Origin of the sequence: Arthrobacter sp. JUb119 (genome assembly GCF_024807995.1) — a bacterium.
GTDB lineage: Bacteria > Actinomycetota > Actinomycetes > Actinomycetales > Micrococcaceae > Glutamicibacter.
In genome coordinates, this window is sequence record NZ_JANUFE010000002.1 from 608,062 (window position 1) to 620,914 (window position 12,853).

At 61.7% G+C, this 12,853-nt stretch carries 11 protein-coding genes; 4 read left to right on the forward strand and 7 right to left on the reverse strand.

Annotated elements, in window-relative coordinates:
* Positions 1 to 5: 5 nt before the first annotated feature.
* Together M2368_RS08885 and M2368_RS08890 are read right to left on the reverse strand one after the other, a co-directional pair.
* The gene (locus M2368_RS08885; protein WP_133832944.1) at positions 6 to 593 is read right to left on the reverse strand and encodes a hypothetical protein; all 588 of its coding nucleotides are present in this window, start codon (positions 591 to 593) and stop codon (positions 6 to 8) included.
* A gap of 44 nt (positions 594 to 637) precedes the next feature.
* Positions 638 to 910: a hypothetical protein gene (locus M2368_RS08890; RefSeq protein WP_133832943.1), complete on the reverse strand. Its 273-nt coding sequence runs from the start codon at positions 908 to 910 to the stop codon at positions 638 to 640.
* Positions 911 to 1,037: 127 nt separating this feature from the next.
* On the opposite strand from M2368_RS08890, the gene M2368_RS08895 reads away from it, so the two are divergent.
* Entirely contained in the window at positions 1,038 to 1,745 is a 708-nt protein-coding gene (locus M2368_RS08895) for a hypothetical protein (RefSeq protein WP_133832942.1), read from the forward strand.
* Here the strand turns inward: M2368_RS08895 and M2368_RS08900 are convergent.
* Positions 1,734 to 2,717 (reverse strand): GNAT family N-acetyltransferase, encoded by a 984-nt coding sequence (locus tag M2368_RS08900; RefSeq protein WP_133832941.1) that lies wholly within the window; start codon positions 2,715 to 2,717, stop codon positions 1,734 to 1,736. The genes M2368_RS08895 and M2368_RS08900 overlap by 12 nt on opposite strands.
* A gap of 119 nt (positions 2,718 to 2,836) precedes the next feature.
* Between M2368_RS08900 and M2368_RS08905 the strand changes: the two genes are divergently transcribed.
* Positions 2,837 to 3,310: a GNAT family N-acetyltransferase gene (locus M2368_RS08905; protein WP_133832940.1), complete on the forward strand. Its 474-nt coding sequence runs from the start codon at positions 2,837 to 2,839 to the stop codon at positions 3,308 to 3,310.
* A 60-nt stretch (positions 3,311 to 3,370) separates the two neighbouring features.
* Here the strand turns inward: M2368_RS08905 and M2368_RS08910 are convergent, their stop codons facing one another.
* Positions 3,371 to 3,892 carry a phosphoribosyltransferase gene (locus M2368_RS08910; RefSeq protein WP_105658140.1) on the reverse strand — a complete coding sequence of 174 codons (522 nt, stop codon included), beginning with the start codon at positions 3,890 to 3,892 and terminating at the stop codon, positions 3,371 to 3,373.
* A gap of 294 nt (positions 3,893 to 4,186) precedes the next feature.
* Here M2368_RS08910 and M2368_RS08915 point away from each other — a divergent pair, with 294 nt between their 5' ends.
* Both M2368_RS08915 and M2368_RS08920 read left to right on the forward strand, forming a co-directional pair.
* Positions 4,187 to 5,701: a DUF5129 domain-containing protein gene (locus tag M2368_RS08915; RefSeq protein ID WP_166650644.1), complete on the forward strand. Its 1,515-nt coding sequence runs from the start codon at positions 4,187 to 4,189 to the stop codon at positions 5,699 to 5,701.
* The gene (locus tag M2368_RS08920; protein WP_105658138.1) at positions 5,701 to 6,381 is read left to right on the forward strand and encodes a 4'-phosphopantetheinyl transferase family protein; all 681 of its coding nucleotides are present in this window, start codon (positions 5,701 to 5,703) and stop codon (positions 6,379 to 6,381) included. Before M2368_RS08915 ends, M2368_RS08920 begins: the two co-directional genes overlap by 1 nt.
* Before the next feature lie 22 nt (positions 6,382 to 6,403).
* Here the strand turns inward: M2368_RS08920 and ppk2 are convergent, their stop codons facing one another.
* From ppk2 to M2368_RS08935, 3 genes are all read right to left on the reverse strand, one after another.
* Positions 6,404 to 7,300 carry a polyphosphate kinase 2 gene (gene ppk2 / locus M2368_RS08925; RefSeq protein ID WP_105658137.1) on the reverse strand — a complete coding sequence of 299 codons (897 nt, stop codon included), beginning with the start codon at positions 7,298 to 7,300 and terminating at the stop codon, positions 6,404 to 6,406.
* 131 nt (positions 7,301 to 7,431) lie between these two features.
* Positions 7,432 to 8,733, reverse strand: coding sequence for a M1 family metallopeptidase (locus M2368_RS08930; RefSeq protein ID WP_133832938.1), 1,302 nt, complete (start codon positions 8,731 to 8,733; stop codon positions 7,432 to 7,434).
* Between the two features lie 13 nt (positions 8,734 to 8,746).
* Positions 8,747 to 12,682 carry a Pls/PosA family non-ribosomal peptide synthetase gene (locus M2368_RS08935; RefSeq protein ID WP_133832937.1) on the reverse strand — a complete coding sequence of 1,312 codons (3,936 nt, stop codon included), beginning with the start codon at positions 12,680 to 12,682 and terminating at the stop codon, positions 8,747 to 8,749.
* Between the last annotated feature and the right edge of the window lie 171 nt (positions 12,683 to 12,853).

Genomic DNA, 12,853 nt, shown 5'->3' on the forward strand with positions numbered 1-12,853 from the left:
CAGCCCTAGATGCGGGATTCCGCTGCTGCTATCGCCAGACGCGAAGATGCGAGTTGATCTTCAGAGGCGTTCAGCCTCTGCCTTAGGGATAGGGAACTGCGGAAACAGTCCAGGGCTTGGCCGATCAGGCCCCGGTCGAAATAGAGCTTGCCATGGTGTTGCAGGGCAAAAGCTTCAAGGGTGGTGGCGACGTGTTTCTCTGCAGCGGAGGAGCAGTCCCTATTCTGAATAGACGCTCGCGCTGACTCAAAGATTGCCTGGGCGAGTTCGAAACGACCCTGCCAATGCAGAACATGGGCTAAGCGAAGCGCTGCAGCAACGCCAGAATAGGGCAGTGCATTGCTGCTCGCGAAATCCTGGCTGGCAAAGCCGCTTCGACGCAGGCAGCTCCATGCCAGCTCTTCGGCTTCTTCCAGTCGCCCGGTCATTCTCAGCCACCCGATGCGTTCTGCTTCGCCTGGTGTCCCGAGTTCTTCCAGATGGAGGATTCTTGCCTCCACGGCTGAAACGTCGGTAACAATTTCACGCAGCGTCTGTGGATCAATCGAATATTCCGCTGCAACGGATTCTTTGCTTGTCGAGTTGGCAGTCATGTTCGAATCCACATTTGCGCTCCGAACCTTTCAAACTCTTCCAATTACGGGGCCGATCCCTGTATGCGCGTAGCCACATGTTTTTCCAATTCTTCATCGACGCGAGCTCGCCATGAAGGCAACCAGCTTCTGATCTGCAAATTCATCACTGATGCACAGAGGTCTTGATCAACGCCGAAAAGATTAGCCAGATCAGCTATTGCAGTTTCCCAGTCTGTAGCCTGATCCACTATGGCAAAAACTTCATCACGGCGGTCTAATGCCATTTTCATTACTTCAAGGGTTTCTTCGGTGAGAGATTTCGCTGGATTGGCCATGACCCTATCCTGCCAGACCTTTGGGAACTGACGTGATTGGAATTTCGGGTGATTTAAGCCTGCACCGAACGCCCATCTGGAGGTCCCATTCATGGACAAGAACTAGATATCGGAGCATGCTAAAGGCATGAGAAAGGATGGACGTGTTGATGCGGCCACGCCGGATCCACGCTTGGCACAAGCAGAACAACTCAAGCTCATGCCTGTTGCGATAATGGGACTGCGCGCACAGCCACTGTCGGACGATGCGGGATACCTGAGTATTCAAGACAACTATGACGACCATGGTCTGTGCGATATGAGTGTGACTGTCAGCTACACCCTTTGGGATGCTGCGGATGATCGATCGAAATTCCTGGGTGGCTTGGAGCAAGGTGCAGTCGAAGGGGTGGTGCCTGGCTCCGTTCACCAGTACAAGCGGCCGCGGTGGCTGGAAGAATACGTCCGTCGCATGAACTATCCGCAATTATTTGAGGCCGTAAGAACTACATGGACGCGTGATGCAGAAGCAGCTCAGCCGTTGGCCGCAGCGCTGGTTGATCATGCCAACTACGTACTTATCAACCAATTTCGGCAGGAGCTCGGATTGCCTCAGGAATCGTCGGCGATACCGCCGATGATGTTGACCGAGAAGACGGTCAACGGCCACGCAGAGGTCCAGATTGAGGATAGTAAAACCGCAGGTGCTGAGATCGACACCGACCCGTACATCTACGCGGCCGGGGTGGAATTTCCTAGCGGCGCACTCATGACCGCGGTCCTGCCACGCAAGTACTTGCATCAGCTGGAGCTGCGATTTGCGGCTCGCCCGCAAGGAAAGGGATCAGCCGCCTAGAGGCGAGCATTTCTTTTGATAGACCGCTTCATGCTCGACCGGCACAAAGCCGATTTTCTCATTGATCGCATGCATCCAAGTATTCTGGTCGTCGCTGCTTGTTCTTACCCGGTGAATCGTCCCCAGACGTTTGGCAGCGTCCAGGCTAGCTGCCTTCACCGCTGTCCCGAGCTGATGTCCTCGATGCTGGCGAAGAACGAGCGTCCCGTCGATATTCGAAGGGCTCTCCGGTGCCGGCGCAACAACAAGGCAGGTCCACGCAGCCACGTCACCGTGCTTGTCCAGCGCAATGGATTCAATGGCCGTGGAACCTTGGGCGATCCATTGCGTGATTTCCTGAGCGTATTCTTCCGCGGAAACCGCTGACTCGCTCCAGCCTAATTCGCCATTTGGAGCCTGCGCATCTACGAGCCCCTTGATTTGTCCAACTTGTTTTCGCAGGTGCTCCGGAACGCCGTTGACGTGGGTCGAAACTTCGTAGCCACGAGTGGCTCCTTGGCACCAAGGAGTCCAGGAATCAAGGTCCAGCTCCAGCACGGTTTCAGTAGTAGCTACGTGGTAGCCAAGCGGGGCAACGAATTCCTGTTCCAGGGCACCAAGTTCAGCGGAAGTGCCGCGGTAGGCGCTGGAGACGAATCGTTTCACCGATGAAGGGCTAATCTCTTCAGCAGCGGAAACTAGCGCGCTTCCGATGGAACGCGACTGGTGGATGGGATCGACCCAAACATAGATCCACGACGTGTCGGGAGCGGAGTGGTGGGTCATCGATGCCGAGAAGCCGAGTAAGGAAGAACCTTCCCAAGCACCGCGGAGGTTCTTGCTCCATCCGTCAGCGGCACGCCACTGGAGCATTCGAGCCTCGACACCGATTCCTTGCCAACCAGGACGGGCCTTCTCGTTCGCGGCAGCCTCGATTCGGCTGGCAGCGCGAAGCGCGTCGTCGTCGAAAACGCTGAGGCTGCCAATTCGCATGCCAACATCTTATGGCCTCGCTTCGCTGACTTCCGCCAGGCGCTGCCGGAAGATGATAATGAACGGGAAAAATTCATGGGGCGCACGCGGCGCACCGAAAACGCTTCTAGGATCGATGCATGAGTACTACTTCGAATAGCATTCGTCGCGCCAGATCAGGCGATACCGCGGAGATCTACCGTCTGGCGCGTCTGTTTACGCCGAGTTTAGGGCTGGACGCAGAAGACTTTGAAAAGAATTTCCAGTCGCTGGTAAAGGATTCCAGCTGGTTCATCTGCGTTGCCGAATCCGTCCAGGGGCTATCGGGCTATGCGGCGGCCCAGGACTACGGACGGGGGCTGCGCGCCCCGTTCAGCGTTGGCCGATTGCATGACTTATTTGTGGCACCTGCCGCCCGGCGCACGGGTACCGGAAAGAAGCTGGTTGAAGAAGTTTTCCACTGGGCTAGGCAACGCACGGTTCCGATGATTTTGGACTGGCAAGCCACCCCCGAATCAATTGCCTTCTACGAGTCCTTCGGGATGGAAGCCGACTTCACCGGGGACTTTCCGCAATGCCCCGGATTCAGCCTGGACCTGCGCCCGCGGCAGTAGCTTCAAAACAAAAGCAGGGAACGGCGAAAGCTCGCCGTTCCCTGCTGAAATTCAAATACTTTACTTGGCTGCGCCAGCGGTAACTGGTGGCAGATCCGACCATGGGAAGGTAATCCACTTGTCGGTGCGGCGCCATTCGTAATCCGGGACCATGATGGTGCGCGGCTTGGTGTACAGGCAGACGGTCTTGACCTCGGCGCCCCAGGCGGACACCAGATCGACAACCTTTTCAAGGGTGCGGCCGGAGTCGGAGACATCGTCAACGATCAGGATCTTCTTGTCGCGCAGGTGGCCATCGTCCAGCATTGGAGGAAGAACCACTGGCTCCGGCAGGACGGTGCCGATGCCGGTGTAGAACTCCACGTTCAGCGCACCGCAGGCCTTGACGCCCAGAGCGTAGGAAATCGAGCCGGCCAGCAGCAGGCCGCCTCGTGCTACTGCCAGAACGATGTCCGGCTCGAAGCCGTCGTCGACAATGGTCTGTGCCAGTTCGCGGGAAGCTTCACCGAAGGTGTCCCAAGTGAGGATCTCGCGCTCTGGTTCTGAAAGGACGGATGCCCCGGAATCGTCAATGCTAGTCATTCTGCAATTTTAGCCCCGAATTTGGTGCGGTGCTGTCCAGTTCAAACCAATCGATCATTTTTTCCTCCCATGCCCGGAGGATTCCCATCCGTTGATTAGGCATGAATAGGCATGCAACGCACCTGCTTGAGGAATCCATCACTTTTCGGCGAATCCCGGTTGGAACAAGCGCGTTGCGGCCCCAATGCGCCGAAAGCCGTCTTAAGGATGATCGATGCCACACCCCGGCTCGCTAGGATAGGAGAAAGGCCATCAGCCGGAGATAACCCGGAACTCGAAAGAAGGAGACGCATCGTGGGCCCACGAACCCGGAGCATTCGACTAGCCGGTACCGCAGCGGCACTTTCCTTGGGGCTGGCTGGCGCCCTGCCTGCCGCGCAAGCTGCCACCGGTGTGCAGGTCGTGGCCGGGCAGAACCTGGAATCAGTCACCATCGAGGATTCCACCGGCAAGCTCAATGAGCAGCGGCTGCGTGATGCACTGGACGAGCTCGATTTCAACGAGCCCACGGACGTGGCAATCTACGCCCGCAACGGAGAATACTCCGATGACATCAACACCAAGACGCTGGAATACGCCAAGTCATCCCATCCGGAATGGATATCAGGGAAGCCCGAAGACTATGGCGACTACTGGGCCGACGGCCTGTTCATCATCACCTTGTCCATCGAAGGAGAAGGAGATGGACAGATCGGCACGTACTTCGGCGAAGACCGCAAGGTCTCAGAGAGCTCCATGGAGAGCATCCACGAAGCCGGCTACGACGACTTCAATCTATCCCGGTGGACCGACGGCGTCATTGCGGTAGCCGATCAGGCGGCCGTGATCATGAATCGGCCCTGGTACCAGCACCCGGCCTTGTGGATATCCACGGGCGTCGGAGGCCTCGTGGCTGCCATTATCGGCGGCGTCGCACTGCACACTCGGTCAACGCGTCGGAAAACTTTCGCGGAAGAACTGCATCAGGGGACCTTGCACCTGACCAACGTCACGATGGATCTGGAAGAAACCGAATTGGCGGCTCGTACGCTGCCGTCGGCTTCAGGGCATGCAGCCGAGCTGGAGCAGCGCTTCACCAAGTTCATGGCCAAATACCGTGCTTGTTTTGCAGCGCAGCAGGCACTGGAAGACTCGGGCAAGAAGGAGCGGTCCGGCTCCGAAGGCGTTCGCTTCGCCAAGGAATTCCGCGAAACAGCGCAGTCCCTGGACCTGACCGATGACGCCATCATTGCCGCGGCGGCGCTTTATACCCGTTCAGCATCCTGGGAAGAGGCGTGGCATGCACAGACCGAGCCGCTAGAAGAGGACCTCGACGAGATCAGGGAGTTGCTCAACGACGTAGAGCCGGAACTGATGGGCAGCGCGGCCGCCTTGGCTTCCTACCGGGAAATGGCAACCACGCAGCTCGGCGAACTGTCAGTGCAGCTGAAGGAAGAATCGATCACGGTGGATCAAGCGCTCGATGGATTATCGGAGTTGCGTGCCGAATTGACCGAAAAGCTGGATGTCTTCGCCCAAGCTCAAATCGAAGTGTATGCGGAAAGTGCCGAAGAGAAGGCCGACATGCAATCGGCATTGAAGAAATCCCGCTATGAATCCGGGGCATATGACGGCCGTTCCGGCACCATCCTGGACGTTTTGAATCCCGCATCGATGTATTGGCGCGTGGGTGGCTACCACCACGGATATTCCGCGGGCGTCAGCGCAGTGGCTGAGTCGCGTGAAGCAGCGAGCTCGTCGGGCGGAGTCTCCGGCGGATACTCTGGTGGCGGAAGCTTCTCCGGCGCTGGCGGATCTTCGCGCTTCTGATGGAAGGCAACGATATCTTCGCAGAACTGCTGCCGTCTTCGGTACATGTGGTCCAGTCGCGTACCGAGCTGGAAGACGGCCGATCCTACGGGGAAGAAGAACGGTACATCGCCGAGGCGGTGCCTGAGCGGCAGCAGGAATTCCGTACTGTCCGTGTCTGCGCTCGCCGAGCGCTGGCACAACTGGGCTATGCGGGCGTTGCCTTGGTTCCAGATCAAAAACGGGCACCGATCTGGCCAGCTGGCGTGGTGGGGAGCATGACCCATTGCGCTGGCTTCCGTGCAGCGGCAGTAGCCTCCACCAGCGATATTCGCGGCCTTGGCATCGACGCCGAACTGCATGCTCCGCTGCCGGCAGAAATCCTCGACATCATCTTGCTTCCCGAAGAGCAGGTGATGGCCGCCGAGCTATCGGCGCACCATCCGGGCATCGCCTGGGACCGGCTGATTTTCAGCGCCAAGGAAAGCATCTTCAAGGCGTGGTTCCCACTGACCAGGCAGTGGCTGGATTTCCTGGAATGCGAGATTCGCGTCGATGCGCAGTCCCACCGTTTCCACGCCGGAATCCGGGCTACGGGACCGGTTGCCGCGCAGCATGCTCTCGCATCGATGAGCGGTCGCTGGATCGCCGAAGGACCGCGCGGCCAAGGGCTGCTGGGGACCTGCGTCATCGTTCCCTAGCAGCGGTGCACCGGGAACGGATCTAGAATTCTTCGCCGTGGGTAATCACCTTGGCCGCGCGGCCCACGATTTTCGGATCAGGGGAGCCTACCAGGTGGTGGTCCTTGCCCTTGTACTCGAAAAGGTTCAGCACGTGGCGCATCGCCTGCAACCGGGCGCGCTTCTTGTCGTTGGACTTCACCACGGTCCACGGTGCATGCTCCGTATCGGTCTTGAGGAACATTTCCTTTTTGGCTTGGGTGTACTTTTCCCACTTATCCAGGGACTCGAGATCCATGGGCGAGAGCTTCCACTGGCGCACCGGATCGATGCGGCGGATGGTGAATCGGGTCAGCTGCTCGCTGGCGGACACCGAGAACCAGAACTTCACCAGGTCGATGCCCTCGTCGACGACCATCTTCTCGAAGGCGGGAGTCTGCTCCAGGAAGTGGTCCACCTGGGTTTCGGTGCAAAATCCCATCACGCGTTCGACGCCGGCACGGTTGTACCAGGAGCGGTCGAAGAGCACGATCTCGCCCGCCGAGGGGAAATGCTGCACATAGCGCTGGTAGTACCACTGGGTGGACTCGCGCTCGCTCGGCTTTTCCAAGGCCACCACGCGGGCGCCACGCGGGTTCAGGTGTTCGGTGAAACGCTTGATCGTGCCGCCTTTGCCGGCCGCATCGCGGCCTTCGAAAACGATCATGATCCGGCGGCCATGGGCTTTCGCCCATTTCTGCAGTTTCAGCAGCTCGATCTGCAGTGCCCGCTTTTCAGCCTCGTAGGTGGCGCGATCCAGTTTCTGGAAATACGGGTAGTTCTCCCGCCAGGTATCGACGATGCTTCCATCGGCGCGGACGAGCACCGGATCGTCATCGTCGTTATCGAGGACGGAATAGCCCTGGAAGGCTTCATCGAGCAGGGGGATCTCTACAGTCATGCAATGACCGTAGAGCCATCCGGTGAACAGCTTGTGAACAAATGCTGAACAAGACCAAGCCAGAGGGTTATTTGTGATGAAGGACAACAGCCCTGCGGACCTGGCCGGAACATCATGGCACCGTGCGCCGATCAGGCAGGGAAGGGCGGAAGCGCCTCGGAAAACAGCCATGCGTCCAGGATGTCCTGGATCTCTTCCGCCGGTGCGTAGTGGCCCAATAGGTCAGCGAATTCCTGCGTGCTCACCGTCGAATGCTGATGCGTGGCGGTCCATTGGCGAAGCATCGTGTAGAAGTCCGTTTCGCCCAGCCGCCGCATCAGCGCATACAGGGCCAGCGCTCCGCGCTTGTACACCCGGTCATCGAACATGTCCTGGGGCCCGGGGTCCCCGACCATGATGTCCTGCGGCAAGCCTTCGAGCATGGCCCACGCGTGGCGGGCACGCTCGTCCAACGCCATCACCTGGGCTTCTTCGGAGTACACCCATTCGCTGAAGCAAGCGAAACCCTCGTTGAGCCAGATATCCTTCCAGCGCCCCGGAGTCAGGGAGTTGCCGAACCACTGGTGCGCGAACTCGTGGGCGATCAGGCGCTGGGCTTCCCACTGCAGCGACAAGTGGTTCTTGCCGAAGATGCTCAGGCCCTGGGCTTCGAGCGGGATCTCCAGCTCGTCATCGACCACGACGATCTTGTAGCTCTCGAACGGGTACGGGCCGAATTTCCGCTCGAACAGCTCGGCCATCGCCGTCTGCTTCGCGAACGCGCCGCGCACCGGCACCTCGGTTCCCGGAACCGAGTAGGCCACCAGGTGGCCGCCTTCATCGAAAGGAATCTGGCTATAACGGCCGATCTGCACGGTGGCGAGGTAGCTGGCCATCGGCTCACGCTGCTCGTAGACCCACATCTCGCGGCTGGCCGAACGGCGATGGTCCACCAGCTGGCCATTGGCCACGACGCGGTAGCCGGCATCCGCCGAGATCTCGAAGCGGTAGCTGGACTTGTGGCTGGGGTGGTCGTTGCACGGGTACCAGGTCGAGGCGCCTACTGGCTGGCCGGAGACCAGGATGCCATCGGTGAGCTCTTCCCAGCCAAGCTCGCCCCACAGCCCGTTTTCTGCCTGCGGGCTGCCGGCATAGCGCAGGTTCAGCTCCACGCGCTCGCCGGCTTTCACCACTGCTGGCAGGGAAACGACCATCCGGTGGTGCTTCTTGGCCACCGGCACCTTGCGCCCCTGGCAGGTGGCCTTGATGATCTTCAAGCCGCTGAGGTTCAACGCGACCTCATTGATATCCTCCACGGCGCGGATGCGCAGCATGGCCCGGCCATCGAGCAGGTTGCTGGCGAGCTTGATGACCAACGACAGGTCATAGTGCTCCACCGTGTACGTCGGGGACCCATGGTGCTTGGTGTACTCATCGAGTATGCGGTGGGGCATCGGCGGGGAATCCTCAGGCTTGTTGGTCAGCCGGTTGCTCGGCTTTGGTCTCGGGTTCGATGTTCCAGCGTACCGCCGGATTACCGCGCCAGTAGGTATTTGCCGGAAGCACCTCGCCGCGCAGCACCAGGCTGGCTGGCCCGGTGGTGGTGCCTTCGGAGATCCGCGCGGCGGGCAGGATGACGCTGTGCGGGCCGAGCGTTGCCCCGGCGCCCAGGGACACCGCGTCGATGGACATGATCCGGTCGTGGAACAGGTGGGTTTGCAGGACACTGCCGCGGTTCACCGTGGCGTGGTCTTCCAATGTCACCAGGTCCGCTTCCGGGAACCAGTAGCTCTCGCACCACACGCCATGGCCGATCTTTGCCCCCTGCGCGCGCAGGAACCAGACCAAGGCCGGGGTGCCCGAAGCCAAGCGGGCGAACCATTGGGCGCAGACCAGCTCGGTGAAGGAATCCACCATTTCGGTGCGCCATATGAAGGAACTCCACAATGCGTGCTCGCCCGGGCGGATCACGCCAACCACCAGCCACTTGGCGGCGACCGCCACCAGGGCGGCGACTGCTCCGGCCAGGACCAGCACCGCGCCGGAAAGCAGGATCGCGACCAGCGGGTTGAAGTAGGCGGTCAAGGCGGACAGCGCCCAAAGCACGCCGCCGGCAATTCCGACCGTGGTGAACACCGCGAGGCCACGGGTCAGCTCCCACCCCGCCCGCATCGCCTTGAGCTTCAGGGTTGGGCGGTAGGTCAGATCCGATTCGCCTTCCACGGTGGTGCGGCGCAGCTTGTGCGGGGGCGAGCCGATCCACGAGGTGCCGGCCTTCATCTTCTTCGGCGTGGCCGACAGCACCGCGATCAGCGAGCGCTTGGGCACCCGGCGCCCGGCATGCAGGATGCCGGAGTTGCCCAGGAAGGCCTTCTTGCCCACGCGAACCGGGGCAATGTGCATCCAGCCGCCACCGAGCTCATAGGAAGCAACCATGGTGTCATCGGCCAGGAACGCACCCGAGGAAATGGTGGTCATCTTCGGAATCAGCAGCACCGTGGAGATCTCCACATCGCGGCCCACCTTGGCACCGAGCAGGCGCAGCCAGATCGGGGTGAACAGCGAGGCATAGAGCGGGAAGAGCAGGTCGCGGGCGGTATCCAAGACGCGTTCGGTAGCCCAGGCCTGCCAGCCAACGCGGGAAGTGACCGGATGCCACCCCTCTGCCAGGCCGATGGAAAGCAGCCGGACAATGGCGATGGTCAGCACCATGGTGGCCAGGAACCACACGGTGGCGCCCAGCAGCACGGCCGGAATGAACCGCCAGCCGATCCCGGCCAGCGATTGCGCGCTGCCAAGTACCGGGGCAATGGCCAGCAACGCGGCGATCACCGGAAGCCACTGTGCGAGGTTCAACGCCATGGAACCGATGCCGCCCAGGATACGGGGCAGCGCCTTGTGCTCCGGTTCCTGCGTTGGCCACTTCGGCTTGGCCTTGCCTTCGCGCTGCGCCGGCGAACCGGCATAGCGGGAATGGCTGCGGGCCTGGCCGTAGACCGCGGATCCGGCTTCAACGATGGTGTGCGCACCGATGGCTGCCCCGGGGGCCAAGGTGCTGCGGGCGCCGATGGAGGCGTGGGCGCCGATCTCAATGGTGCCCACGTGCAGCTTGTCCCCGTCGATCCAGTAGCCCGAGATATCCACCTCGGGCTCGATGGAGGCTCCGGGGCCGACTCGCAGCATGCCGGTGACCGGTGGCAGGGTGTGCATGGTCGCGGTGCGGTCGATCTGCGCACCGAGCATCCGCGCATACCAAGGCAGCAGCGGAGCGGACGCCAAGGACACCGGATCGACCACGTCGGCGATGTGCTGGGCCACCCAGAGGCGCAGGTGCACCGAACCCGAGCGGGGGTAGGTCCCCGGCTTCAAGCCGCGGAGCAAGAGCTTCGTGGCCGCGATGGACAGGCCCATGCGCCCTACCGGGGTCACGAAGACCAGCCAGAGGCCGGCAAGCACGTACCACGGGGTCGGCAGGTGCGCCTCGAAAACACCGAGGAACACCAGCAACAGGTGTCCGAGCATGAGGTACGTGAACCAGCGCAGGCCCGAGAGGATGAACAGCGGCACGGCGGCCAGGGACTGCGCCCATTGGGTTCCCCGCTGGGTGCGCTTGACCGTGCGCGGCTGCGCCGGCGTCACGGATTGCTGCTGGCCGCCGAGGTATTCGAGCAGTGCGCCAAAACGCGGGTAGTCGTAGAGCTGCGCGACGGTCAGGTCCGGGTAGCGGGCACGCAGTGCCGAAACCAGCTGGGCCGCGGCCAGCGACCCGCCACCGGAAGCGAAGAAATCGGCGTCCAGGCCGGCGGCCGAAGCACCCAGCGCGCCGCGCCAAGCTTCGGCAAGAAACTGCCCGGTCTCATCGAGTTCGGGCAGGCCGGAGCCCTCGGCAGCCAGTTCGGCGCCCGGCAACGGCCACGGCAGCGCATTGCGGTCCACCTTGCCGCTGGTCTTCATCGGCAGGCTGCCCATCACCGTCAGGATCGGCACCATCGGCGCTGGCAGGTCGGCAAGCAAGCGGGTGCGCGCTGCCCCCAGATCATAGTTTTCCGCTGCCTGCAGGTAGCCGACCAGGACCTTGTTGCCGGTGGCGGTCTCGCGTACCGCTACCGCGGCGGAAGAAACTTCGGGAAGGGAGTTGAGCGCGGCGTCGATTTCGCCCAGCTCGATACGCCGTCCGCCGATCTTCACCTGGTCATCCACGCGGCCGATGAAGATCAGGCCCAGCGGGTCATTGATGACCATATCGCCCGAGCGGTAGGCGCGCTCCCAGCCCAAGGTGGGCATCGGCGCGTACTTCTCGGCGTCCTTTTCCGGATCCAGGTAGCGGGCCAGTCCCACGCCGCCGATGATCAGCTCCCCGGATTCGCCCTCGGCGACCGGGATCCCCTCGGTATCAACCACCGCCAGATCCCAACCGTCCAGCGGCAGGCCGATGCGCACCGGCACGCTGCCGTCCATGGTGGCGCCGCAAGCTACCACGGTCGCTTCGGTCGGTCCGTAGGTGTTCCAGACTTCGCGGCCTTCGGTGGCTAGCCGCCCGGCCAGTTCCGGCGGGCAGGCCTCGCCGCCGAAAATCAGCAGGCGCACCGAGTCCAGGGCCTGCGCCGGCCACAGCGCCGCCAGGGTGGGCACGGTGGAAACGGCGGTAATGGAACGGGAAATCAGCCACGGGCCCAGGTCCATGCCGCTGCGCACCAGGGCGCGCGGGGCCGGGACCAGGCAGGAGCCGTTGCGCCAGGCGATCCACATTTCCTCGCAGGAGGCATCGAAGGCGACCGACAGTCCGGCGAGTACCCGGTCGGTGGTGTTCAGCGGATCGCCGGGCAGGAACATCTTCGCTTCGGCATCCACGAAGGCAGCTGCCGAACGGTGGGTGACCGCGACGCCCTTGGGCTTGCCGGTGGAACCGGAAGTGAAGATGATCCATGCGTCATCTTCCAGTCCAGGCATTCGCGGGTTCGCAAAGGGCTTGGGGCGCTGGCTATCGGCCACGACGGTATCGCGTCCCTTGATGATGCCCGCGACTTCGGCCTCGGTGAACACGGTCTTGGCGCGCTCGTCGGGGTCATCGGCATCGACCGGGACATAGGCGGCCCCAACCCACATGATCGCGAGGATCCATTCATACAGGTGCCGGGTGCCCGATTCAACGCGCACGCCGATGCGGTCGCCGGCGCCCAGGCCCTGGGCATGCAGCCGCCGGGCCTTGTTCTTGACCTCCTCGAGCAGCTCCGCGTAGCTCTCTACGCGTTCGCCGTCGTCAATGGCCGGCGCATCGGGATGAGCCTGGGCGGTGGCCTGCAGGATGTCCATGAGGGTGCGCGCAGCCGGCGCCAGGGTTCCGGAGGGGAACTGGGGTGGATGGATTGGTGCATCCGGCGCTGGAGTTCGTTCGTTGTCCATGCTGATCGGATCCGTCCCTTCACTAAGAGTGCAAGATGGGTCGCTGGGGGAGAGCGTCCCAGAAGTGAAGTGGATCCTGGAGGGGTGGAACGCAAGGGTTCCAGTCACCATTAAAGCGTGTTACGGGTTAAGAGCGGAAAAATTTGATTGAAGTGTCATGCATCTCTCAAC

Coding starts and splice junctions, on each gene's coding strand:
- M2368_RS08885 (WP_133832944.1), bottom strand. CDS start 593: ATGACTGCCAACTCGACAAGCAAAGAATCCGTTGCAGCGGAATATTCG.
- M2368_RS08890 (WP_133832943.1), bottom strand. CDS start 910: ATGGCCAATCCAGCGAAATCTCTCACCGAAGAAACCCTTGAAGTAATG.
- M2368_RS08895 (WP_133832942.1), top strand. CDS start 1,038: ATGAGAAAGGATGGACGTGTTGATGCGGCCACGCCGGATCCACGCTTG.
- M2368_RS08900 (WP_133832941.1), bottom strand. CDS start 2,717: ATGCGAATTGGCAGCCTCAGCGTTTTCGACGACGACGCGCTTCGCGCT.
- M2368_RS08905 (WP_133832940.1), top strand. CDS start 2,837: ATGAGTACTACTTCGAATAGCATTCGTCGCGCCAGATCAGGCGATACC.
- M2368_RS08910 (WP_105658140.1), bottom strand. CDS start 3,892: ATGACTAGCATTGACGATTCCGGGGCATCCGTCCTTTCAGAACCAGAG.
- M2368_RS08920 (WP_105658138.1), top strand. CDS start 5,701: ATGGAAGGCAACGATATCTTCGCAGAACTGCTGCCGTCTTCGGTACAT.
- ppk2 (WP_105658137.1), bottom strand. CDS start 7,300: ATGACTGTAGAGATCCCCCTGCTCGATGAAGCCTTCCAGGGCTATTCC.
- M2368_RS08930 (WP_133832938.1), bottom strand. CDS start 8,733: ATGCCCCACCGCATACTCGATGAGTACACCAAGCACCATGGGTCCCCG.
- M2368_RS08935 (WP_133832937.1), bottom strand. CDS start 12,682: ATGGACAACGAACGAACTCCAGCGCCGGATGCACCAATCCATCCACCC.